This window comes from Streptomyces sp. NPDC025273 (assembly GCF_040638585.1).
GTDB lineage: Bacteria > Actinomycetota > Actinomycetes > Streptomycetales > Streptomycetaceae > Streptomyces > Streptomyces cinereorectus.
Genome location: NZ_JBEZYP010000018.1, coordinates 95,838 through 119,646, shown reverse-complemented (window position 1 = coordinate 119,646; position 23,809 = coordinate 95,838). Strand labels below are relative to the sequence as shown.

Below are 23,809 nucleotides of genomic sequence, written 5' to 3'. Positions count from 1 at the left end.
CCGCGCTTGCAATTAATCGGCGTCTGCAATTATTGTGAACGCCCGTAAGGCGCAGACGCAATCTTCAGGGAAGGTGAAACCCATGCCGCTCGCGCTCCTTGCCCTCGCCATCGGGGCATTCGGTATCGGAACGACCGAGTTCGTGATCATGGGGCTGCTCCCCGATGTCGCGACGGACTTCCAGGTCTCGATCCCTACCGCAGGCCTTCTGGTCACCGGCTACGCCCTCGGAGTGGTCCTCGGTGCTCCTCTGATGACCGTGCTGGGCACGCGGGTCACCCGCAAGCGCATGCTGATGCTCCTGATGGGGCTGTTTATCGTGGGCAACGTGGTCTCCGCGCTCGCCCCGGTCTTCGAAGTGATGCTTGTCGGACGGGTGGTCGCCTCGCTCGCGCACGGAGCCTTCTTCGGCATCGGCTCGGTGGTCGCCGCCGATCTGGTCGCTCCGGAGAAGAAGGCGGGTGCCATCGCCATGATGTTCACCGGACTCACCGTCGCCAATGTCGTCGGGGTTCCACTCGGGACGCTCATCGGCCAGAGCGCCGGCTGGCGGATCACGTTCTCCCTCGTCGCCGGGCTCGGAGTCCTCGGCCTTCTCGGTGTCGCGAAGCTCGTCCCCGAGCAGCCCAAGGCGCAGGGGGTGCGGATCCGGCACGAGATGGCCGCCTTCCGCAACGTGCAGGTGCTGCTCGCCATGGCGATGACCGTTCTTGGCTTCGGCGGCGTCTTCGCGGCGATCACCTACATCACTCCGATGATGACCGAAACCGCCGGCTATGCGCCGTCCTCCGTCACCTGGCTGCTCGTCCTCTTCGGGCTCGGCATGGTCGGCGGCAACCTGCTCGGCGGCAGGTTCGCCGACCGCCATCTGATGCCGATGCTGTACGTCTCCCTCGGCGCGCTCGCCGTCGTCCTGGCCCTGTTCACTTTGACGGCGCACGACAAGATCGCCGCCGCGGTCACCATTGTCCTCATCGGTGGTCTGGGCTTCGCGACCGTACCGCCGCTCCAGAAGCGCGTCCTCGACCAGGCTGCGGGCGCGCCCACGCTGGCCTCGGCCGTCAACATCGGAGCCTTCAACCTCGGGAACGCGCTGGCGGCCTGGCTGGGCGGCCTGGTCATCGCGGCCGGCTTCGGCTACACCGCACCCAACTGGGTCGGCGCCGTACTCGCGGGCTCGGCGCTGCTGCTCGCGCTTCTCTCCGGTGCTCTGGAGCGCCGCGCGGTCAGCCGTGGCCGGCTGATCACCGGGCCGGGCCCCGAACCTGCCGCCGCCGTCGGCGGGCGCTGACCCCTCGGCCCCTCCCCGGGGCCGCCCACACCGCACGGTCGGCCGAGCCCCTCGCCCGACCGTGCGCGTACATCAGTGGTTTCACGTGAAACACGGCGCCGACCGCGGCGCGGGCCGTCGTCGGCAGGCGGAAATGTCCGGGTGGACCGCCCTCGGCGAATCCGGCGTACGGAACGCGGTGATCGGCGTGCCGGAGTGTTCCTCAGCCCAGGTCGGGCGCGTGCATCGCCCGCACTCCCTCGATGTTGCCGTCCAGGTAGTGCCGCAAGGACAGCGGCACCAGGTGCACGGCGGCGATGCCGACCCGGCTGAACGGCACGCGCACGATCTCGTACTCCCCGCAGGGTTCGTCGATCTCCGGGCCGTGCCGTCGGGCTGGATCCATGGACTCGAGCCGGCAGACGAAGAAGTGCTGCACCTTCACGCCCTTCACCCCACCGCCCGCGATGTGCTCCACGGTGTCGACGAAACAGGGCACGACATCGACGATCTTGGCGCCGAGCTCCTCGTCGACCTCGCGGTGCAGGGCATCGATGACGGTGTCGTCCTCCGGCTCGACCCCGCCACCTGGTGTGATCCAGTACGGATCGACCCCGGGCTTGGTGCGCTTGATCAGGATGAGGTCATCGCCGTCGAGCAGGACGGCGCGTGCCGTGCGCTTGACCACAGGACGTTCGGTCATGGCAAGAGAGTGGCCCAGGAACGCCGATCTGAAACTCCTGCCGGCCGGCGGGTCACCAGTCGACGGCAGCCCGCACCAGCCACTCGTGCGCCCGTGCGATGTGTGGGAGAGCCATGGTGCCGGTCCTCACCCGTCGCCCACGGTGGTCGGAGTCACGCCACGTGCCCTGCGCAGGAAGAGCGGCCGACGGGTTGGGACAGGCCGAGCAGAGCGGCGGCCCGGGTGAATGATCCGGCCCGGTGCACCGTGACGAACGTGTGCGGCAGTGCCAGGTCCATGGTCCGCCCCTCTCGCTCGCGCGACGCTTCGGACCGGACACCATGAGTATGTCGATAGGTGACTGTCGCTACCGTGATTGAACACTGACTCAGAGTCAATTAGCCTTGACCAGACGGTTCTTTGCGCAAGGAACCGGGGTGGCCGGGTCATGAGGGGGAGACTCGGACCGCCCGACCCGAGCAGGACCGGCCCGGTCGACGGGGACGCCCGTCCCGGACCGGTCCTGCCGGACCGAGGGGTGCCCGCCGTCAGCGGACGGCTTCGTCCAGCGCGCGTTCCACGTCGGCCAGCAGATCCACGGGGTCCTCGGCCCCGACCGAGAAGCGGATGAAGCCTTCCGGCACGGCATCGCCGCCCCAGCGGGCCCGCCGCTCGGCGGTGGACCGTACGCTGCCGAAGCTCGTCGCGTCGTCGACCAGTCGCAGCGCGGCCAGGAAGCGCTCGGCGGTCTCCTTGTCCGCCAGCACGAACGAGACCACGGAGCCGAAGCGACGCATCTGCCGCACGGCGGTCGGGTACGAAGGGTCTGCGGGGAGTCCCGGGTACCGCAGCCCCGCCACCTCGGTGCGCTCGGCCAGTGCCTCCGCGAGCACCAGCGCGGTCGAGCACTGCCGGTCGACGCGCAGTTGCAGGGTGGACAGCGAACGGTGCGCCAGCCAGGCCTCCATGGGCCCGGGAATCGCGCCGACGACCTTCCGCCAGCGCCGCACGCCTGCGGCCAGCCGCGGATCACGGCACGAGACATGGCCGAGAAGGAGGTCTCCGTGGCCGGTCATGCCCTTGGTGTCACTGGCCACCGAGAAGTCCGCGCCCAGCTCAAGCGGACGCTGCCCGAGAGGTGTGGCCAGCGTGTTGTCGACCGCGACCAGAACACCCCCCGCGTGCGCGGCCTCCACGAGCCGGCGCACGTCGCACACGTCGAGCCCCGGGTTGGACGGTGTTTCGATCCACAGGAGCTTCGCCCCGTCGAGTACCTCCAACTGGGCATCGCCCCCGGTCGGGGCCGTGCGCACCTCGACGCCGTACGCCTCCAGCTGTTCCCGGACCAGAGGGAGCGCCTGATAGCCGTCGTCCGGCAGCACCACGACGTCCCCTGTGCGGGCCACGGACAGCAGCACCGCTGAGACGGCCGCCATTCCGGAGGCGAAGACCGTGGTCTCGACCTGCTCCCCCGGTGCCTCCAGTTCACCGATGGCCCGCTCCAGGTGTGTCCACGTCGGGTTCGTCTCCCGGCCGTAGGTGTACGGGCCGACGGGCTCGCCGGACAGATGGAAGTGCGCGGCGAAGACGGGGCCGGGCAGTGTGGGTTCGTACTGCTCCGGTCCGGGCAGCCCCGCCCGTACCGCCCGTGTTCCGTCGCCCATGGTGCTCATGCTGCGTCCTCACTTCTCTCCCCGGCTCTCACCGGTCCGGTCCGCACTGTGTCAGAAGGGGATGGATCAGTCCTCGTCGGGGAGCACGACATTCAGCGCCCAGGAGACGACGGAGATGATCAGGCCGCCCAGGACCGCGGTCCAGAAGCCGTCGACGTGGAAACTCAGGTCGAAGAGACCGGCCAGCCACGAGGTCAGCATCAGCATCAGGGCGTTGACCACCAGGGTGATCAGGCCGAGCGTCAGGATGAACAGGGGGAGGGTGAGGAGCTGGACCACCGGCTTGACGACGAAATTCACCAGGCCGAACAGCAGCGCCACCACGAGCAGCGTGAGCACCTTGCGACCGGTGTCCCCACCGGTCAGCGTGATGTCGTCGAGCAGCCAGATGGCCACGGCCAGCGCACCCGCGTTGGCGATCGTCTTGACTACGAAATTCTTCATGTGTCTGATCGTGGCAGACGTGATCGGTGGTGGACACCGGCAGCCCGGATGAGAACAGGCACGAGGAGCGGACCGACGATGAAGGCATTCAGACTGGACGAGCTGGAGGCGGAACGTGCCGCCAACGACGGCGCCTATCTGCAGTTCGTCCGGGAACGCAACATGTCTGTCGGCCTGTACGCGCTGGACGCCGGCGAGCTGGACCCCCAGCAGCCGCACGGCCAGGACGAGGTCTACTTCGTCGTCAGCGGCCGCGCCTCGATCACGGTCGGGATGGAGACCACGCAGGTGGGAAGGGGGAGCGTCGTCTACGTACCCGCCGGGGCCGCCCACAAGTTCCACCACATCACGGAGGACCTCCGGGTGATGGTCGTCTTCTCCCCGCCGGAGGGCTGAGCCGCGCTGCCCGCGTTCCCTAGGGGATCGATCAGGGGACTTCAAGGGCTCCCGGCCCCCCGCCGGCCGTCCCCGCGCCTCTAGCATCGAGGCAGGAACTCACAGAGACGAGGTAAGGAGATGGCGGTGCGGGAGATTTTCGCGGGGATGCCCTGGTGGGTGAAGTGGGTCGCGGTGCCTCTCATCGCGATCGTCGTGTTCGGCGGCCTGATCGCCAGCGTGGTCGGGTTCGTCATCGGTCTGCTGTTCAAGCTGCTGGTGTTCGTCGTGCTGGTGGGTGGTCTGGTCTTCCTCGTCCGGAAGTTCATGGCCTCGTCCTCCCGCAGCGACTGGTAGGAGCGGCGGGCGGGGCGGGATCAGGCACGGCCCGAGGCGGGTGTCAGGCCGGCGGTACGGCGATTAGCCCAGCTGAGCTAAGTCCCGGACGAAACCTCACCCGTGACGGAACGTGCCGATACAGTGGCGTACCGCTGCCGCCAGCTGCGAAGTGACTGTACGTCACCATTCTGCTCAGTGGTTTGTGCGACCGTCCGGTCTCCGGACCTCAGGCTCGCGGCGGGCCCGCGGGGGTGGCCTCCGCGGGAGGGCTGAACGCCCGTCACCATGCCTGGGGGTGACCTGTGACCACGGCATCGAGTCCCGCTGCCCCGACGTTGATCGGTTCGGTGCAAAGGGCGTTGAGGCTGCTGGAGGCTGTGGGCTGTCATCGGGACGGGGCGCCCGCGAAGCAGCTGGCGCGGGAAGCGGGTCTTCCCCTTCCCACGGCCTACCACCTGCTGCGCACCCTGACCCATGAGGGCTATCTCCGCAGGGAGAACGGCGTCTTCCTGTTCGGCGCCGCTGCCGAGCGCCTGACCGGCGGCAGGCCGCCGACGGCCCGCCCCGGCGTGATCGTCGACTCGCTGGCTCACTGGGCGGACGTCATCGGGGCGCCCGTGTACTGCGCCCTCTACCGGGAGGGCGAGATCGAGATCATCGCGGCGGCGGACACGGCCGCCGTGCCCGCCGTGGACGAGTGGGCCTCTTTCCGGGAGACGGGGCATGCCCATGCGCTCGGGCAGTGCCTTCTGGCCCAGCTCGACGAGAAGGCGCGCGAGGACCATCTGGACCGGCACCCGGTCCAACCGCTGACGCGCTACTCCGTACGGGACCGCGACACGTTTCTCGACCGGCTCAGATCGATGAATCGTATGGAGCCTGTCATCGAGCGGCAGGAGTACGCGTTGGGGACGGTCTGCGCGGCCATTCCGATCACGGTGGGTACTGCTGTGGCGGCGATGGCTGTTTCGCTTCCCCTGGACCAAGAGGAACGGTTGCTCGTTGCAGTCGAACAACTACGCTGCGAAGTAACCACCTTCTTGCGCTCGTTCGTGTTCTCTATCAGTATCTGAAAAATCACTCCTTGTGATCTGCTATCGCGTGCACCACGATGGCGTCAATAGGGCCATGGGGGATCATTCCTGGCCAGATTCATCTACTGCGGGGTTGAACGATGCGCGAGTCGGTTCAAGCAGAGGTCATGATGAGCTTCCTCGTCTCCGAGGAGCTTTCGTTCCGTATTCCGGTGGAGCTCCGGTACGAGGTGAGCGATCCGTACGCGATCCGGATGACCTTCCACCTGCCGGGTGACGCCCCCGTCACCTGGGCATTCGGCCGTGAGCTGCTGCTCGACGGTCTCAACAGCCCGAGCGGTGACGGTGATGTGCACATCGGCCCGACCGAACCCGAGGGTCTTTCGGATGTACACATCCGCCTCCAGGTCGGCACGGATCGTGCGCTCTTCCGCGCCGGCACGGCTCCTCTTGTGGCATTCCTCGACCGGACGGACAAGCTGGTGCCATTGGGGCAGGAGCACACGCTGGGTGACTTCGACGGCAACCTCGAAGAGGCTCTGGGCCGCATCCTCGCCAAGGAGCAGAACGCCGGCTGAGGAACGGGAGTCCCGGCCCAGGCGACCCGGGGCGAGTGCCCGGCGCCCGCGCTCATGCCTTACGGCGTCGGCCCCTCCCGGTCCGTACGGGTGCAGGAGCTTCGGCTTCCGCGCCGAGCCCCGTGCGGTCCGCGGAGACCACCAGGGCCGCGAGCACCGTCGTCACCGGCACCGAGGCGACCAGCCCGATCGATCCGACCAGCGTCCGGACGATCTCCATCGCGACCAGTTCGCTGTTGGCCACCGTCCCGACACTGCTCTGGGCGATGGAGAAGAGCAGCAGCAGAGGCAGCGCCGCGCCCGCGTAGGCGAGGACGAGCGTGTTGACGACCGAGGCGATGTGGTCGCGGCCGATTCTGATGCCCGCCCGGTAGAGGCGGCGCACGCCCATCGCCGGGTCCGCCTGGTGCAGTTCCCAGACCGCCGAGGTCTGGGTGACGGTCACGTCGTCGAGCACACCGAGCGAGCCGATGATGATGCCCGCCAGCAGCAGGCCACTCATGTCGATCTCCGGGTACAGCCCGTGGATCAGACCGGTGTTGTCGTCGGTGTTGCCGCTGAGGCTCGCCCACCCGATGAAGAGTGAACCCAGCAGCCCGATCAGCAGCAGTGAGATGAGCGTCCCGATGACGGCCACGGAGGTACGGGCCGTCAGCCCGTGGCAGGTGTAGAGCGCGATCAGCATGATGGCGCTGGACCCGATCACCGCGACCACCAGCGGATTCGAGCCCTGCAGAATGGCCGGCAGGATGAACAGCGTCAGCACGGCGAACGACACCGCCAGCGCGATCAGTGCCATCAGCCCGCGCAGCCTGCCCACCACGATCACCGCGAGGGCGAAGATCCCGGCCAGCAGGGCCATGGGGAACGACCGGTCCACGTCGGTCACCGAGTACTGCAGATCGCGGGGCGCGTCGGGGGCGTACGCCACGACCACTCCCTGCCCCTCCCTCAGTTGCCTGGAGGCGTCGGGCTGGACGACCTCGACGAACGTACGGCCCTTGTCGTCACCGGTCGTCACTTCGACCGTGGCCTTCTTGCACAGCCCCGCCTGCTCGTTGACGGCCTCGCGCCCCGAGGGCGTCGAGGTGTCGCCGGTAGGTGGCACCTGCGCGGCGTTCACGTCCGCGCAGTCGACGTCGACGACCTTCACCACCTTGCCGTCCTGGGTCTGCCGGTCGAAACCGACGCCGGTGCGCTCGTGGGCGGGGGCGCCACCGGGCCAGAACGCCACGAGGCCGACGAGGACCGCGGTGGCGAACGGGATCAGCACGGCAGCGATGACCTTGCGCAGATGCTTGGACACGGGCGCGGCAGGGCCGTGGCTGTGGGTGTGGCCGTGCGCATGACTCTGTGTGCTGCCGGATGCGGGGCCGTGGGGTTCGGGGGCGCTTCGGGGGGACGTCACCCGGCGATCATCCCAAGAACAGGGGAGGCCCTCTGGCCAGCACGCCAGAAGGGAGGCTAGCGTGGTGTCACCTTTGTACACGCGGGAGCTCGGAGCACCGGGCTGAGAGGGCGCTGACCTCCGTACATCCGTGCGGGAAACGCTGCGCCGACCGACGAACCTGTTACCGGGTAATGCCGGCGTAGGGAGTAGGTCTCATGACCACAGCGGACGCACGCACGCCTGCCTCGAAGCAGAACGCCCAGAACACGGCGGACGGCGAGGCCGGGAAGTCCATCGGCTGGCACAAGGGGTACGTCCAGGGCTCGCGCCCGGACCTCCGGGTGCCGGTCCGTCAGGTGCACCTCACCAACGGCGAGGACGTGACCCTGTACGACACGTCGGGCCCGTACACCGACCCCTCCACCGAGACCGATGTCCGCCGGGGGCTCGCGCCCCTGCGGGAGAACTGGATCATCGCGCGCGGGGACACCGAGGAGTACGCGGGCCGGCCGGCTCGCCCTGAGGACGACGGGCTCAAGCACACCTCACCGCGTGGTGGCCTGCGCAACCTCGACGCGGTCTTCCCCGGCCGCCCCCGTCAGCCACGCCGCAGCCGCGACGGGCAGCCGGTCACGCAGCTCGCGTACGCGCGCCGGGGCGAGATCACCCCGGAGATGGAGTATGTGGCGATCCGGGAGAGCGTCGAACCGGAGGTGGTGCGCGAGGAGATCGCGGCGGGCCGGGCGGTCCTGCCGGCCAACGTCAACCACCCGGAGATCGAGCCGATGATCATCGGCAAGCGTTTCCTGGTGAAGGTCAACGCCAACATCGGCAACTCCGCGGTCACCTCCTCCATCGAGGAGGAGGTGGACAAGATGACGTGGGCCACCCGGTGGGGTGCCGACACGGTCATGGACCTGTCCACCGGCCGCAACATCCACACCACCCGTGAATGGGTCCTGCGCAACTCCCCCGTGCCGATCGGCACCGTCCCCCTCTACCAGGCCCTCGAGAAGGTCGACGGCCGGGCCGAGGAGCTGACCTGGGAGATCTACAAGGACACCGTCATCGAGCAGGCCGAGCAGGGCGTCGACTACATGACGGTGCACGCCGGTGTCCGCCTCCCCTATGTCCCGCTGACCGCCCGTCGCAAGACCGGCATCGTCTCCCGCGGCGGCTCGATCATGGCGGCGTGGTGCCTCGCGCATCACAAGGAGTCCTTCCTCTACGAGCACTTCGAGGAGCTCTGCGAGATCCTCGCGGCCTACGACGTGACGTACTCGCTCGGTGACGGGCTGCGCCCCGGATCCATCGCCGACGCCAACGACGAGGCGCAGTTCGCCGAGTTGCGCACGCTCGGCGAGCTCAACTCCGTGGCCAAGCGGTTCGGCGTCCAGACGATGATCGAGGGCCCGGGACATGTCCCGATGCACAAGATCAAGGAGAACATCGACCTCCAGCAGGAGATCTGCGAAGAGGCGCCGTTCTACACGCTCGGCCCGCTGACCACCGATGTCGCGCCCGCGTACGACCACATCACCTCGGGCATCGGGGCGGCGATGATCGCCTGGTGGGGGACGGCGATGCTCTGCTACGTCACGCCCAAGGAGCACCTGGGGCTGCCGAACCGGGACGACGTGAAGACCGGTGTCATCACCTACAAGATCGCGGCACACGCCGCGGACCTCGCCAAGGGCCACCCCGGCGCGCAGGAGTGGGACGACGCGTTGTCGGACGCCCGGTTCGAGTTCCGCTGGGAGGACCAGTTCAACCTGGCGCTCGACCCGGACACGGCTCGGGAGTTCCACGACGAGACGCTGCCGGCCGAGCCGGCGAAGACGGCGCACTTCTGCTCGATGTGCGGCCCCAAGTTCTGCTCGATGAAGATCTCACACGACATCCGGCGGGAGCACGGCGCCGAGCAGGCCGACATCGAAGCGGGGATGGCGGAGAAGTCCAAGGAGTTCGCGGCGTCCGGCAACAGGGTCTATCTGCCGATCGCGGACTGAGATCCGGTGCGCGGGCGTCCGCCCGGGCGGACGCCCGCGGACGCGTCAACGGCGCCGCCCTGGGCAACATGCCTCCGGGGCGGCGCCGTTGGGCTGTTCTCAGTTTGTGTGCATCGCTCACGAAGCGTGTTGGGAATGGCTGGTTTAACATGGTTATTCCTGTCCTGCCTTGGTTTCAGGCGGTGTTCGGAGACGGTAAGGACACAGAACTGTGGCAGGTAGATGTACGTTTCGCCGGGAGTCTTCGTGCGCTTGACCACTTCCTTATGTATGCCTTACCTTCCGCTGTGCTTGGCCGAAAAGGTGTGCGTCCCCGACGGGGGCGCCAGGGGAGGGAATCGCAGTGAACTGGTACCTGGGCGTACTCAAGAACTACGCGGGCTTCAGCGGGCGTGCGCGCCGCAAGGAGTACTGGATGTTCGTACTCTTCAATGCCATCGTGGCCGCGGTCCTGATGGGCATAGGCTTCGCCATCGAGTCGCAGATCCCCTACATGATCTACATCCTTGCCGTCCTGGTGCCGTCGCTCGCCGTCGTCGTACGTCGCCTGCACGACACCGGCCGTTCCGGCTGGTGGTTCCTGATCGCGTTCGTCCCGCTCGTGGGCGGCATCGTCCTGCTCGTCTTCATGTGCCTCGAGGGTGTGCGTGAGGCGAACGAGTACGGCGCCAACCCCAAGCTGGCTCCCCAGGGAGTCTGACGGGGCGCTCCGAAGGATCGGAGCACCGCACACGACGGCAGAGGCCGGGCGCAGCACGAGCTGCCCCGGCCTCTGCCGTGCGGTGGCACGGGCCGTGGGACAGCGAGCCAGGGCCAGGGCCCCCGCACCGGCCCCGGAGACCCGGGGGCCCGGTGCGGGAACGGCCGGTTTCACTCCGGCCGGTGCTCGGGACCGCCGAAGTCCGGACTGGTGAAGTCGGGGCTGGTGAAGGTGGGACGCGGCCCCGCCGACGGGCCGTCCTGCGGCCCGGAGAAGGTCGGGCTGCTGTAGCCGATCTTCGGGATGCGGTGCGGTGAGCGGTGCGGGGTCCGCGCGGCGGGCCCCGCGGCCGGGTCGGCCAGGGCGTCCCGCAGGAAGGGCAGGATGCCGCGCTCCAGCAGGGCGTGACGCCAGGCCTCCCTGGCCCGTGCCACGTCCTCGGGCAGCTCGTCCTCCGCGTCCGGAGCGGGCAGGGCCGTGGCGCCGTTGCGCAGCGCGGTGACCAGGAGTCCCGCCGCGGCGACCAGAATGGCCGCGGCGGCGGCCGCCGCGAAGAACCATCCGGCGGCGACCATGGTGCCGGCGAAGGCCAGGGTGGGGCTGAAGGCCTTCAGGAGGTAGCCGACCAGCAGGAATATCACGGCGGCAGAACCAGCGAGGACGGGGGCCAGCGCGGTGATCACGGCGAGGGTGCCCGCGCCCGTCCGGTCCGGCTCGTCCGTGGCGGGCTGGAGGACGGACTCGGGGTCCGCCGGGTCGGACGGTCTTCGCAGCTCGCCGCGGACGCTCACGTAGTGCTCGTACTCGGGGGCGGCGGCCGTGGTGATCTGAGCCGTGGCGTCCAGCGCCATCGTCCGCAGCTGTTCCGTGTTGAGCCGGTCCCCGACCCCGTCCAGATCCGGGCGTTCGTGGGCGTGACGCAGTGCGTCGGCGAGGATCCGCTCGTACTCGGGGCGGTCCTCGGCCAGCAGGTGCGGAGCGCTTTTCATGTGCATCCCCCGATGCTCCGTAGGGCCTGACCGACCGCGTGGGCCGGGCGATCGGGCGGAAACGGAGGAGAGCCTGCTACTGATACGCCGATGGTAGAGCGCCTACCGCACGGGGTGACAGGGGGTTGCCGGAAATTGGCCCGGCAGACGGCGCTGTGCGCCTTCCCCGGCGATCGTCAGTCATGCAGGGGGAGTTCGACGACCAAGAGCTTTCCGGCCATGGTCACTCCGCCGTCCATGGCGATGGCCAGCCCGTCCGCGTACACGTGCGGACCGTCCACCGCGGCCCGGGGGCTGTCCTCGCCCTCCTCCGGACCGACCTCGCCGAGGAGATACGGAATGGGGCTGTGACCATGGACGACGCGCCGGCCACCGTACGTCGACATCAGTTCGCGTACCGCGTCGGCACCGCCCTCGTCGCGGAAGGCGAACCGCTTGGTGAGCTTGCGGAACAGGTCCCAGCACTCGTCGGCGTCGTGCCGCGTGAGAATGGCGTGCACCGCGTCGTTGACGTCCTCGATGGTGGACCCGTAGTCGAGGTACGCCGTGGTGTCGGAGTGCATCAGCAGATGTCCGTCCTCCTCCACGACGGCGTCGAGCCGGGCCATCCACTGGAGGTGGAGGTCCTGGAGCCGGTCCATGTCGGACTTCTGGCCGCCGTTGAGCAGCCAGGCGGCCTGGAAGGTGGCGGTTCCGGCGCCGGAGTTCACCGGGGTGTCGCCGAACCTCTTCGCGCCGATGAGCAGCAGTTCGTGGTTACCCATCAGGGCCTTGCAGTACCCGCCGGCCGCGGCCGCCTCCGCGGAGAGCCGCATGACGAGATCGATGACGCCGATGCCGTCCGGGCCGCGGTCGGTGAAGTCGCCGAGGAACCACAGCCTGGTGTTGCCGGCGGACCAGTGGCCGTCGGCGTCCACGAGGCCCTGCTCGCCGAGGGCGGCCAGGAGCTCGTCCAGATAGCCGTGCACGTCTCCGACGACGTACAGCGGACCACGCTCCCCGTCGGCGACCGGACGCGGCTCCGGAACGGTCCGCACCTGCACGGTGTCCCCGCGGTTGATCACCGGAAGATCGCGCGCGGTGGGCGTGTAACCCTCCGGGGGCTCGTCGCCCACGGTGGCATCGCCGGGATGCGGCAGGGGCGACAACGGCGCCTGCGCATAAGGCGGTACGCGGAAGTCACGCAACGTCGCCGTCCGCACTACGGGTTCCTGACCGGCCCCCTGTGTCATCGACCCCTCCACCACCGTCGCGCAGCCGTACACCTGACGGGCCGTGCCTGGTAGAGGTGGTCCGCGGTGTCGTGCGCCCATCATAGGAATGCGGACCGTGCTGTGTGACGCACCAGGGGTGGTGAATCCGGGCGCACACGTGGTCCACCTGCCGTTTGATCCGGATTAATCCGATCAGTCCCCTGCGGGTGAGCGCGGCGCGCTGACCGTGGTGCGGGGCGGACGCCGTTGCGAGGAGGTCCGGACGATGAGTTCCGTCGGTATCACCTGCTCCACCGGACCGTCGTGCTCGACCCCTTCGATGGCGTCGATGAGGAGTTGGACGACCGCCGTGCCGATCCTGCGCGGTTTGAGCGAGAGCGTTGTGATGGGCGGCTCGGTCGACGCGTACACGGTGGACTCGCTGCAGCAGACCAGCAGCAAATCCTCCGGGACCCGCAGGCCGTAGCGGCGGGCCGCGGCCAGCAGATCGGTCCCGTTGGGGTCGAAGAGGCCGTAGACGGCGTCGGGGCGGTCGGGGCGGGCGAGGAGGCGGTCGGCGGCCACCGCGCCCGCGCAGGGGTCGTGGGCCGGATAGGACTCGTAGACCGGATCCTGGCCGACCCGCTCGCACCAGTGCAGGTAGGCGGTGGTGGAGAGGCGGGTGTACGTGTCGGTGGTCGTGCCGGTCAGCAGCCCGATACGGCGGGCTCCCGCGGCGGCGAGATGGTCGAGAAGGTCGAGCACGGCCGCCCGGTGGTCGTTGTCGACCCAGGCGGTGACGGGCAGTGTGCCGGCCGGACGGCCGTCGGACACCACGGGAAGGCCCTGCCGGACGAGTTCGGTGACCACCGGGTCCTGGTCGGAGGGGTCGATGACGACCGTGCCGTCGAGGGCGACGTTCGACCAGACGTCATGACGTGAGGTGGCGGGCAGGATGACGAGGGCGTAGCCGCGGGCGAGCGCCGCCGAGGTGGCGGCCCTCGCCATCTCCGCGAAGTACGCGAATTCGGTGAAGGTGAAGGGTTCGTCCCCGTACGTGGTCACTGTCAGGCCGATGAGCCCCGATTTGCCGGTACGGAGGGTTCGGGCCGCGGCGGACGGGCGGTAGCCCAGCCGCTCGGCGACCTCGCGGACATGGCGGCGGGTGGCATCCGGGAGCCTGCCCTTGCCGTTGAGCGCGTCGGAGACGGTCGTGATGGAGACTCCGGCCGCTGCGGCAACATCCCGGATGCCCGCCCGTCCCGGCCGGCCGCCGCGCCGGGGTGTCTCTGTCCGGCTTACCTGGTGCTTCCCTGCTGCTGTCATGGCGAGCCGATAGTAGGGCTCCGGCGGGGGGTGGGACGGGGCGCAGATGCACCTGTCGACAGGCACGTTTTTGCATGATCATTAAGAGTTAAATGCCTTGCAAATCAAGGGCGTTGGCGAGGTGTGTGGCGATGTGTCATGTGCCTGCGCGCATGTGCCTGCTAAATGGTTCATGTCTCGAAGAGGTCTCAACTCACCTCTTCGAGGGATGCGCGCCACGGAGTGAGCCACCGGCGCGCGTCGGGATGTGCGGCGCTCCCCCTCCGGGGACCGGGTCGGCCCCGCGCATTACCGGTGCTTCCCCGCGCAGGGGACGATTTCGCCGCCCGGCCATTCGCAGGGGCGCCCAATCCTCATAAGGTGAGCAGTATTGATGTGCACGGACGGTCGAGGAGGACCTGCGGTGAGCGAGACGAGCCCCAAGCTGCGCGCCGAGCTGGACGGCGTTCCCGCCTATGTGCCGGGGAAGCCGGCGTCGGCCGATGGACCGGTCGCCTTCAAGCTGTCCTCCAACGAGAACCCGTACCCCCCGCTGCCGGGGGTGATGGAATCGGCACTCGCCGCGGCGGCCCACTTCAACCGGTACCCGGACATGGCGTGCACCGGTCTGATGAACGAGCTGGCCGACCGGTTCGGTGTGCCCCTCGCGCATCTGGCCACCGGCACCGGCTCGGTCGGCGTGGCGCAGCAGCTGCTGCAGGCCACCTCGGGCCCGGGTGACGAGGTCATCTACGCCTGGCGTTCCTTCGAGGCGTACCCGATCATCACCCAGGTCAGCGGTGCGACATCGGTCAAGGTGCCGCTGACCGGCGGCGATGTGCACGATCTCGACGCGATGGCCGACGCGATCACGGACCGTACGCGGCTGATCTTCGTCTGCAACCCGAACAACCCGACGGGCACCGTGGTGCGCAGGGCGGAGCTGGAGCGCTTCCTGGACCGGGTGCCCGGGGACGTGCTGGTGGTGCTCGACGAGGCGTACAAGGAGTTCGTCCGGGACGCCGACGTACCGGACGGCATCGAGATCTACCGGGACCGGCCCAATGTGGCGGTGCTCCGGACCTTCTCCAAGGCCTACGGCCTGGCGGGCCTGCGGGTCGGTTTCGCCGTGGCGCACGAGCCGGTGGCGGCGGCGCTGCGCAAGACGGCCGTCCCCTTCGGGGTCAGCCAGGTCGCGCAGGACGCCGCGGTAGCTTCGCTGCGGGCCGAGGACGAACTGTTGGGGCGGGTCGGTGCCCTGGTGGGCGAGCGCGCCCGGGTGCGCGAGGGGCTGGTGCGGCAGGGATGGACCGTTCCCGAGTCCCAGGCCAACTTCGTCTGGCTGCGGCTCGGCGACCGTACGCTCGATTTCGCAGGGGCGTGCGAACGGGCCGGTGTGGTGGTCCGGCCGTTCGCCGGTGAGGGCGTGCGGGTCACGGTCGGGGAGACCGAGGCCAACGACGTGTTCCTGAAGGTGGCCGAGTCGTACCGCGAGGAGCGGTAGGGCGGCATGCGCACGGCCCGCGGGCCGTCCGCGCTCCCGACGGCCCCGGACCTCGGACGACGAGGTCCGGGGCCGTCGTGCAGCGGGCCTCGCGGCCGGCTTCCGTCCCGGCGAGGTGACGTCCGATTTCGGATGGCTCGGTCGGGGTCGGCCGGAAACCACCCCCCGCTCGTCGGCTTCGAAACCGTGTGCGCGATAATTGCTTGTGAATGTGAACGCGTTCACAAGCGTGCCCCGTTTGCTCCCATGATCGGTGGGAATGAAGGGGCGGCTGCGGCTGTGATCACGGCGACGCAAGGAGAAATGGGCGTGAATCTAGCTCTGGCACCAGAGACCCTGGCGCGATGGCAGTTCGGCATCACCACCGTCTACCACTTCCTGTTCGTCCCACTGACGATCTCTCTCGCCGCGCTCACGGCCGGCCTGCAGACCGCCTGGGTGCGCACGGACAACGAGAAGTACCTCAGAGCCACCAAGTTCTGGGGCAAGCTCTTCCTGATCAACATCGCCATGGGTGTGGTCACCGGCATCGTCCAGGAGTTCCAGTTCGGCATGAACTGGTCCGACTACTCGCGGTTCGTCGGTGACGTCTTCGGCGCCCCGCTGGCCTTCGAGGCCCTGATCGCGTTCTTCTTCGAATCCACGTTCATCGGGCTGTGGATCTTCGGCTGGGACAAGCTGCCGAAGAAGATCCATCTCGCCTGCATCTGGATGGTCTCCCTCGGAACCGTCCTCTCCACGTTCTTCATCCTGGCTGCCAACTCCTGGATGCAGCATCCGGTCGGTTACCGCATCAACGAGGAACGCGGCCGTGCCGAGCTCACGGACTTCTGGCAGGTGCTCACCCAGAACACGGCGCTCGCCCAGTTCTTCCACACCATCACGGCGGCCTTCCTGGTCGGTGGCGCCTTCATGGTCGGCATCTCCGCCTTCCACCTGGCACGCAGGAAGCACATCCGGGTGATGCGGACCTCGTTGCGGCTCGGACTCGTCACGGTCGTGGCAGCGGGAGCGCTCACGGCGATCAGCGGCGACACCCTCGGCAAGGTGATGTTCGAGCAGCAGCCGATGAAGATGGCCGCGGCCGAGGCGCTGTGGGAGGGCGAGGACGGTGCGCCCTTCTCGCTCTTCGCGGTCGGTGACGTCGCCGAAGGGCACAACACCGTCGAGGTCTCCATACCCGGAGTGCTGTCCTTCCTCGCGGACAACAGCTTCACCTCGTACGTCCCCGGCATCAACGACATCAACGAACAACTGGTGGAGACGTACGGTCCGGGTGACTACCGGCCCAACATCCCGGTCGCCTTCTGGAGCTTCCGCTGGATGATCGGCTTCGGCATGGCGTCCTTCGGCCTCGGTCTGCTGGGGCTGTGGCTGACCCGGCGCAGGTTCCTGCTGCCGCCGGCACTGCGCACGGGTGAGGACGAGGTGCCCCACCTGGTGCTCTTCAGGAACAAGGCGCTGAGCCCGAAGCTGACCAAGCTCTACTGGCTCACCGCGCTCTGGACCATGCTCTTCCCGCTGATCGCCAACTCCTGGGGATGGATCTTCACCGAGATGGGGCGCCAGCCCTGGGTCGTCTACGGCGTGTTCCAGACGCGCGACGCGGTCTCCCCCGGTGTCTCGCAGGGCGAGGTCCTCGCTTCGATGATCGTCTTCACCGTGCTGTACGCGGTGCTCGCCGTGGTCGAGGTCAAGCTGCTCCTGAAGTACGTCAAGGCCGGGCCGCCCGAACTCACGGAGGCCGACCTCGATCCGCCCACCAGGATCGGTGGCCATGACCAGGACCCCGACCGGCCGATGGCCTTCTCCTACTGAGAACAGCGGAGCTGAGAGATGGAACTCCACGACGTCTGGTTCGTGCTCATCGCCGTCCTCTGGATCGGCTACTTCTTCCTGGAGGGATTCGACTTCGGTATCGGAGTCCTGACCAGGCTGCTCGCCCGTGACCGCAAGGAACGGCGCGTCCTGATCAACACGATCGGGCCGGTCTGGGACGGGAACGAGGTGTGGCTGCTCACTGCGGGCGGCGCGACCTTCGCCGCGTTCCCCGAGTGGTACGCGACGCTGTTCTCCGGGTTCTACCTGCCGCTGCTGATCATCCTGATCTGCCTGATCGTGCGCGGCGTGGCCTTCGAGTACCGGGCCAAGCGGCCCGAGGAGCGCTGGCAGACCAACTGGGAGCACGCGATCTTCTGGACCTCGCTGATCCCGGCTCTGCTCTGGGGCGTGGCCTTCGGGAACATCGTCCGCGGCGTGAAGATCGACGCCGACATGGAGTACGTCGGCAACCTCTGGGACCTGCTCAACCCGTACGCCCTCCTGGGCGGGCTGGTCACGCTGTCCCTCTTCACCTTCCACGGCTCGGTGTTCGCCGCGCTCAAGACCGTCGGGGACATCCGGGGGCGGGCGCGCAAGCTGGCGCTCAAGCTCGGTCCGGTCACCGCGGTGCTCGCACTGGGATTCCTGGTCTGGACCCAGGCGGAGAACGGCGACAGCTGGAGCCTGCTGGCGATGATCATCGCCGTGGTGTCGCTGGTGGGAGCGATCGGAGCGATCGCGGCGGGCCGCGAGGGCTGGTCGTTCGCGCTCTCGGGCCTGACCATCACCGCGGCCGTGGCGATGCTCTTCCTGACGCTCTTCCCGAACGTGATGCCGTCCTCGCTGAACGACGCCTGGAACCTCACGGTCACGAACGCCTCGTCCACCCCGTACACCCTCACGATCATGACCTGGTGCGCCGGCATCGCCACCCCGCTGGTGCTGCTGTACCAGGGCTGGACGTACTGGGTGTTCCGCAAGCGCATCGGCACCCAGCACATCGCCGACGCGCACTGAACACCCACCGGGTGCGCGTGCGCCGAAACCCGCACGCGCACCGGACTCACACGAGTGCCGAACTCGTCCAGGCACTCACCGGGCAACCGGACGACACGAGCTCACCGGGGAGCTGTTTCACGTGAAACCGATCGACCCGCGCCTTCTCCGCCACGCCCGCGCCACCCGCTTCTTCCTGGTGGCCGTGGTGGGACTCGGGCTGGTCGGAGCGGCCCTGGTCATCGCCCAGGCCATGCTCGTCGCCGAGGTGGTGGTGGGCGGGTTCGAGGACGGGCTGACCGTCGCCGGACTGCGCACACCCCTGCTGCTGCTCGCTGCCGTCGCGCTGGGCCGGGCACTCGTGGCCTGGCTCACCGAACTGGCCGCGTACCGGGCGAGTGCCGCGGTCAAGTCGGAGCTGCGCGGCCGGCTCATGGAACGGGCCGCGCACCTCGGCCCGGAATGGCTGAGCGGTCAGCGCACCGGTTCGCTGGTGGCGCTGGCCACACGAGGCGTCGACGCGCTCGACGACTACTTCTCGCGCTACCTCCCGCAGCTCGGGCTCGCGATCGTGGTGCCGGTGGCGGTCCTGGCCAGGATCGTCACCGAGGACTGGGTCTCGGCCGCGATCATCGTGGTGACGCTGCCGCTGATCCCGCTCTTCATGATTCTGATCGGCTGGGCCACCCAGTCCCGGATGGACCGGCAGTGGCAGCTGTTGTCGCGGCTCTCCGGACACTTCCTCGACGTGGTCGCCGGACTGCCGACTCTGAAGGTCTTCGGGCGCGCCAAGGCGCAGGCCGAATCGATCCGCACCATCACGTCGCAGTACCGCCGGGCCACCCTGAGGACGCTCCGGATCGCGTTCCTGTCCTCCTTCGCCCTGGAGCTGCTGGCGACCCTCTCCGTGGCGCTGGTCGCCGTGACCATCGGAATGCGGCTCGTCCACGGCGAACTCGACCTCTACACCGGCCTGGTCATCCTCATCCTGGCCCCCGAGGCATACCTGCCGATCCGTCAGGTCGGGGCGCAGTACCACGCGGCGGCGGAGGGGCTCTCGGCCGCCGAGGAGATCTTCTCGGTGCTGGAGACCGAGTCCCCGGCCGGTGGCACCCAGGATGTTCCGCCGTCGCCGCGGCTGGAGCTGGAGCGCGTCACGGTCCGGCACGACGGCCGGAGCGAACCCTCCCTGGATTCGGCATCGCTGGTGGTGGAGCCGGGAGAGACCGTCGCCCTGGTCGGTCCCAGCGGAGTCGGCAAGTCCACGCTCCTGAACGTGCTGCTGGGATTCGTGGTGCCCGACGAGGGCCGGGTGCGGGTCGGCGGTACCGATCTGTCCGACCTCTCCGCCGAACGCTGGCGCGAACAGATCGCCTGGGTTCCGCAGCGTCCGCACCTGTTCGCCGGAACGGTCGCGGAGAACGTACGACTGGCGCGCCCGGACGCGGACGACGACGCGGTCAGGGCGGCGCTGCGGGCGGCGGGGGCGTACGACTTCGTGGCGGGCCTGCCCGACGGTCTGCGGACCCCGCTGGGGGAGGAAGGCGCCGGACTGTCCGCCGGCCAGCGGCAACGGCTCGCGCTGGCCAGGGCGTTCCTCGCCGACCGGCCGCTGCTGCTCCTCGACGAGCCGACGGCGAGCCTGGACGGGGAGACGGAGGCGGGCATCGTCGATGCCGTACGGAGGCTGGCGGCGGGACGCACGGTCCTGCTGGTCGTGCACCGTCCGGCACTGCTCTCGGTCGCGGACCGGGTGGTGACCCTGGAGCCGCGGGCGGCCGGGTCGTCCGCGACCGGCGCGGTGCCCGCGCCGGTGCCGGCCGGTCGTGACTCTTCCGGAGCCGCGGCCGCCGTCGAGCGGACGGATGCGGAGGAACCCGGGCGGCCGAAGGGCACGGCTCCCCGGTCCGGCGGCCGGGTGCTCGCCCGGGTCCGGCAGGCCGCGGGCGCCCAGCACGGCAAGCTGGGCCTGGCCCTGCTGCTGGGAAGTCTCGCCGTGGGGTCGTCCGTCGGCCTCATGGCTGTCTCCGGATGGCTGATCTCACGCGCCTCCGAGCAGCCCCCGGTCCTCCATCTGATGGTCGCCGTCACCGCGACCCGTGCCTTCGGCATCGGCCGGGCGGTATTCCGCTACGCCGAGCGCCTGGTGTCCCACGACGCGGTGCTCAGGATGCTCGCGGAGCTCAGGGTCGCCGTGTACCAGGGGCTCGAACGCGTCGCGCCCGCCGGCCTGCGGACGACACGGCGCGGCGACCTGCTGTCCCGGCTCGTCTCCGACGTGGACGCGCTGCAGGACTACTGGCTGCGCTGGCTGCTGCCCGCGGGAACCGCGGTCGCGGTCGGGACGGCGGCCGTCGGGTTCACCGGCTGGCTGCTCCCGGAGGCGGGCGCCGTGCTGGCTGCCGGCCTGCTCCTCGCCGGGGTGGGCGTACCGCTGGTGAGCGGCGCCTGCGCCCGGCATGCCGAGCGCAGGCTGTCGCCCGCACGGTCCGCACTGGCCGTGCGGATCGCCGATCTGCTCGCCGGGACGGCCGAGCTGACCGTCGCGGGGGCACTGCCCGCGCGCAAGGAGCTCGTGCGTACGGCCGACGCGGACCTCACCCGGATCGCCTCCCGCGCGGCGACCGCGACCGCACTCGGCGGTGGGCTTTCCGCCCTGATCTGCGGACTCACCGTCGTGGGCGCGGCGGCCGTCGCCCTTCCCGCGGTGTACGACGGGCGGCTGGCGGGCGTGGAGCTCGCCGTCGTCGTCCTCACCCCGCTCGCGGCCTTCGAGGCCGTGACGGGCCTGCCGCTCGCCGTGCAGTTCCGCCAACGGATCAAGCGCAGTGCGGAGCGGGTCCACGAGGTCCTGGACGCCCCCGTGCCGGTCCGGGAACCCCTCGTACCGGCCGAGGCGCCCGCCTCGCCCTTCCCGCTCGCCGTACGGGGGCTGTCGGCCCGGTACGGGGGAGCGGAGCGCGATGCCCTGGACTCCGTCGATCTGACGTTGACCGCCGGAAAGCGGGTGGCCGTGGTGGGTCCGTCCGGCTCGGGGAAGACGACGCTCGCGCAGGTCCTGCTCCGGTTCCTGGACGCCCGGGAAGGGACGTACCGCCTCGGCGGTGCCGAGGCGTCCGCTCTGGACGGGGACACGGTCCGGACCTTCGTCGGACTGTGTGCCCAGGACGCGCATGTCTTCGACAGCTCCATCCGGGAGAATCTGCGGCTCGCCCGCACGGGGGCGACCGACGACGAGCTGCGGGAGGCCCTGGCCGGGGCCCGGCTGCTGAGCTGGGTGCAGTCCCTCCCGGACGGTCTGGACACTCTGGTGGGCGAACACGGTGCCCGGCTCTCGGGCGGGCAGCGACAGCGGCTCGCGCTGGCCAGGGCGCTCCTCGCCGACTTCCCCGTTCTCGTCCTCGACGAGCCGGCGGAGCACCTTGACCTGGCAACGGCGGACGCTCTGACCGCAGACCTGCTCGCCGCCACGCGGGGGCGGACGACCGTGCTGATCACGCACCGGCTGGCGGGACTCGACGCCGTGGACGAGGTTCTGGTGCTGGACGGCGGCCGGGTGGTGCAGCAGGGTCCGTACGCCGCTCTGGCCGCGCAGGACGGGCCGCTGCGCCGGATGCTGGAACGCGAACAGGAACCGGCTCCGGTGAAGGCGGGTACCGCGCGGCCGGCCGAGGCGGACCGAGTGGCGGCGTCGGCGCGGCCCTGACGCGGAGTGCCGGCCGAGCGCCGACTTTCCGGACCCATGGGCACTGATTAGGCTCGATTCATGCCCGAGCAGGCCCCGAAGGACTCGCCCGACCCCACGACGCGGGACGACGCGAGCCTTCAGGGGCTCTCCGCGGAGCTGACCGCCCGCGTGCCGCAGCTCCTGGAAGCCACGAGGACCGTCGGCACGGGCCTGGAGCTCAGCTCCACTCTCGACCGCATCTGCGAGACGGCGGCCGAACTCACCCACGCCCGCTACGCCGCCATCGGTGTCGTCGACGAACCGGGCGACCACCTCTGCGAGTTCGTCACCCACGGGGTTCCGGAGGAGGTGGCCCGAAGTATCGGGCGTCCGCCGGACGGCCGGACCGGCCTTCTGGGGGCGCTGATCCGGGACCCGGTCCCCATCCGGCTGGCCGATCTGTCGGCTGATCCGCGCTCCGCCGGTATTCCCCCCGCGCACCCCAGGATGCGGACGTTCCTCGGAGTCCCGATCCGGGTCCAGGGCGAAGTCTTCGGGAACCTCTATGTGGCGGAGAAGCGGGGCGGGGCCCTGTTCGGTGAGGGCGACCTGCACATGCTGAGCGTGCTCGCCACGGAGGCCGGGATCGCCATCGGCCACGCGCGGATGTACGAGGCCGCGAGGCAGCGCGAGCGGTGGATCGACGGCTCGGTGGCGGTCACCACCGCTCTTCTGTCGGGTGGGGACGCCGATGACGCCCTGACCGTCGTCGCCGAACAGGCCCGTCGGCTCGCCGACGCCGCCGCGGGCATCGTGCTGCTGCCGGCCGAGGAGGGGGGCCTGGAGATCGTCGCCGTCGCAGGCGACAAGCCGTCCGCGTCCCTCGGGGTGATCATCCCGCGCGACAGCGCCGTGGTCGCCGCTCTCCTCAGGGGCGAGGCGGTCTTCATGGACGACGCGGCCACCGACCCCCGGATGATCACCAGGCTGGCCGATCAGTTCGGTCCCCACATGCTGCTCCCCCTGCGCAGCGGCGGACGGGTGCTCGGCGCCCTCGCCATCCCGCGGGGGCGGGGCGAGCGGCCGTTCACGGGGGCGGAGCGGACACTGGCCACACAATTCGCCGCGCAGGCCGCGCTGGCCCTCAAGATGGCCGAGGCCCAGCGGGACCGGGAGCGGCTCGCCGTCTACGAGGACCGGGACCGGATCGCCCGGGACCTCCACGACCTGGTCATCCAGCGTCTGTTCGCCACGGGGATGATGCTGGAGCGCGCCCAGCGCCGATCGGCGGTCCCCGGGGTGCGGGCCGGTGTGGGACGGGCCGTCGACGAACTGGATGTGACCATCCAGGAGATCCGGACCGCGATCTTCGCGCTGCGGCAGGAGCCGGCCGAGGCCCCGTCCGGATTGCGGACCCGGGTGCAGCGGGAGATCAACATGGCGGCCGTGCCCCTGGGCTTCAAGCCGACGCACCGCTTCCTGGGACCCGTCGACTCCCTCGTCGGGGAGCTCGCGGGCAAGAACCTCATCGCCGCCCTGCGGGAGGCGCTGTCCAACGCCTTCCGGCATGCCCGGGCCTCACGCGTCGAGGTGAGCGTGGACGCGACCGCCGTCCTGCCGGACGGGAGGGACGCCGTACGGCTGTCCGTCGCCGACGACGGGGTGGGTATCCCGGACAGCGGGAGGCGGAGCGGGCTGCGCAACCTCGCCCGCCGTGCGGAGTCGCTGGGCGGAGCGAGCTGGTTCGGGCCCGGGGAGGGCGGCACCGGTACGACGGTGGTCTGGGAGGTCCCGCTCTGACGGCGCCGGCCGTCCGCCGGCCCGGCCTCCTGGCCGCTCT

Annotated in this window: 19 protein-coding genes, 1 pseudogene and 1 riboswitch; of the genes and pseudogenes, 12 read left to right on the top strand and 8 right to left on the bottom strand. The window is 69.6% G+C overall.

Going from position 1 to position 23,809, the window contains the following annotated elements; genetic code table 11:
- The first annotated feature begins 82 nt into the window (after positions 1–82).
- A complete protein-coding gene (locus AB0F38_RS25865) occupies positions 83–1,291 on the top strand; it encodes an MFS transporter (RefSeq protein WP_361897915.1) in 1,209 nt (402 codons plus the stop codon).
- A gap of 202 nt (positions 1,292–1,493) precedes the next feature.
- Here AB0F38_RS25865 and AB0F38_RS25860 read toward each other — a convergent pair whose 3' ends face one another.
- From AB0F38_RS25860 to AB0F38_RS25845, 4 genes and pseudogenes are all read right to left on the bottom strand, one after another.
- Complete coding sequence (locus AB0F38_RS25860) at positions 1,494–1,973, bottom strand: NUDIX hydrolase (RefSeq protein ID WP_361897912.1); 480 nt, start codon at positions 1,971–1,973, stop codon at positions 1,494–1,496.
- Between the two features lie 132 nt (positions 1,974–2,105).
- Positions 2,106–2,251: pseudogene (locus AB0F38_RS25855) on the bottom strand (LysR family transcriptional regulator); the annotation flags it as partial.
- A 249-nt stretch (positions 2,252–2,500) separates the two neighbouring features.
- The gene (locus tag AB0F38_RS25850; protein ID WP_361897909.1) at positions 2,501–3,625 is read right to left on the bottom strand and encodes a cystathionine gamma-lyase; all 1,125 of its coding nucleotides are present in this window, start codon (positions 3,623–3,625) and stop codon (positions 2,501–2,503) included.
- A 66-nt stretch (positions 3,626–3,691) separates the two neighbouring features.
- Positions 3,692–4,069: a phage holin family protein gene (locus AB0F38_RS25845; RefSeq protein ID WP_361897907.1), complete on the bottom strand. Its 378-nt coding sequence runs from the start codon at positions 4,067–4,069 to the stop codon at positions 3,692–3,694.
- A 78-nt stretch (positions 4,070–4,147) separates the two neighbouring features.
- On the opposite strand from AB0F38_RS25845, the gene AB0F38_RS25840 reads away from it, so the two are divergent.
- From AB0F38_RS25840 to AB0F38_RS25825, 4 genes are all read left to right on the top strand, one after another.
- Positions 4,148–4,465, top strand: a complete 318-nt coding sequence (locus tag AB0F38_RS25840; protein ID WP_361897904.1) for a cupin domain-containing protein — start codon at positions 4,148–4,150, stop codon at positions 4,463–4,465.
- Between the two features lie 126 nt (positions 4,466–4,591).
- Positions 4,592–4,801 (top strand): DUF5326 family protein, encoded by a 210-nt coding sequence (locus AB0F38_RS25835; protein WP_361897901.1) that lies wholly within the window; start codon positions 4,592–4,594, stop codon positions 4,799–4,801.
- 284 nt (positions 4,802–5,085) lie between these two features.
- Complete coding sequence (locus AB0F38_RS25830; protein ID WP_361897898.1) at positions 5,086–5,856, top strand: helix-turn-helix domain-containing protein; 771 nt, start codon at positions 5,086–5,088, stop codon at positions 5,854–5,856.
- A gap of 101 nt (positions 5,857–5,957) precedes the next feature.
- Complete coding sequence (locus tag AB0F38_RS25825; RefSeq protein ID WP_361897895.1) at positions 5,958–6,395, top strand: SsgA family sporulation/cell division regulator; 438 nt, start codon at positions 5,958–5,960, stop codon at positions 6,393–6,395.
- Positions 6,396–6,447: 52 nt separating this feature from the next.
- Here AB0F38_RS25825 and AB0F38_RS25820 read toward each other — a convergent pair whose 3' ends face one another.
- The gene (locus AB0F38_RS25820; RefSeq protein WP_361897892.1) at positions 6,448–7,803 is read right to left on the bottom strand and encodes a YibE/F family protein; all 1,356 of its coding nucleotides are present in this window, start codon (positions 7,801–7,803) and stop codon (positions 6,448–6,450) included.
- Between the two features lie 71 nt (positions 7,804–7,874).
- Positions 7,875–8,008, top strand: a riboswitch (TPP riboswitch).
- On the opposite strand from AB0F38_RS25820, the gene thiC reads away from it, so the two are divergent.
- Together thiC and AB0F38_RS25810 are read left to right on the top strand one after the other, a co-directional pair.
- Entirely contained in the window at positions 8,001–9,794 is a 1,794-nt protein-coding gene (gene thiC / locus AB0F38_RS25815) for a phosphomethylpyrimidine synthase ThiC (RefSeq protein WP_361897889.1), read from the top strand. (Overlaps the previous riboswitch by 8 nt.)
- 343 nt (positions 9,795–10,137) lie before the next feature.
- Complete coding sequence (locus tag AB0F38_RS25810) at positions 10,138–10,494, top strand: DUF805 domain-containing protein (RefSeq protein ID WP_361897886.1); 357 nt, start codon at positions 10,138–10,140, stop codon at positions 10,492–10,494.
- A 170-nt stretch (positions 10,495–10,664) separates the two neighbouring features.
- On the opposite strand, the gene AB0F38_RS25805 is transcribed toward AB0F38_RS25810, so the two are convergent.
- From AB0F38_RS25805 to AB0F38_RS25795, 3 genes are all read right to left on the bottom strand, one after another.
- Complete coding sequence (locus AB0F38_RS25805) at positions 10,665–11,489, bottom strand: hypothetical protein (RefSeq protein ID WP_361897883.1); 825 nt, start codon at positions 11,487–11,489, stop codon at positions 10,665–10,667.
- 170 nt (positions 11,490–11,659) lie between these two features.
- Positions 11,660–12,715: a metallophosphoesterase gene (locus tag AB0F38_RS25800; RefSeq protein ID WP_361897880.1), complete on the bottom strand. Its 1,056-nt coding sequence runs from the start codon at positions 12,713–12,715 to the stop codon at positions 11,660–11,662.
- 174 nt (positions 12,716–12,889) lie between these two features.
- Positions 12,890–14,002, bottom strand: a complete 1,113-nt coding sequence (locus AB0F38_RS25795; RefSeq protein WP_361897877.1) for a LacI family DNA-binding transcriptional regulator — start codon at positions 14,000–14,002, stop codon at positions 12,890–12,892.
- A gap of 403 nt (positions 14,003–14,405) precedes the next feature.
- Here AB0F38_RS25795 and hisC point away from each other — a divergent pair, with 403 nt between their 5' ends.
- From hisC to AB0F38_RS25770, 5 genes are all read left to right on the top strand, one after another.
- A complete protein-coding gene (gene hisC / locus AB0F38_RS25790) occupies positions 14,406–15,485 on the top strand; it encodes a histidinol-phosphate transaminase (RefSeq protein ID WP_361897874.1) in 1,080 nt (359 codons plus the stop codon).
- Positions 15,486–15,794: 309 nt separating this feature from the next.
- Positions 15,795–17,303, top strand: a complete 1,509-nt coding sequence (locus AB0F38_RS25785; RefSeq protein ID WP_361897872.1) for a cytochrome ubiquinol oxidase subunit I — start codon at positions 15,795–15,797, stop codon at positions 17,301–17,303.
- Positions 17,304–17,321: 18 nt separating this feature from the next.
- Positions 17,322–18,323: a cytochrome d ubiquinol oxidase subunit II gene (gene cydB, locus AB0F38_RS25780; protein ID WP_361897869.1), complete on the top strand. Its 1,002-nt coding sequence runs from the start codon at positions 17,322–17,324 to the stop codon at positions 18,321–18,323.
- A gap of 121 nt (positions 18,324–18,444) precedes the next feature.
- Positions 18,445–22,008 (top strand): thiol reductant ABC exporter subunit CydD, encoded by a 3,564-nt coding sequence (gene cydD, locus AB0F38_RS25775; protein WP_361897866.1) that lies wholly within the window; start codon positions 18,445–18,447, stop codon positions 22,006–22,008.
- Between the two features lie 60 nt (positions 22,009–22,068).
- Positions 22,069–23,769: a GAF domain-containing protein gene (locus AB0F38_RS25770; protein ID WP_361897864.1), complete on the top strand. Its 1,701-nt coding sequence runs from the start codon at positions 22,069–22,071 to the stop codon at positions 23,767–23,769.
- The last annotated feature ends 40 nt before the right edge of the window (positions 23,770–23,809 follow it).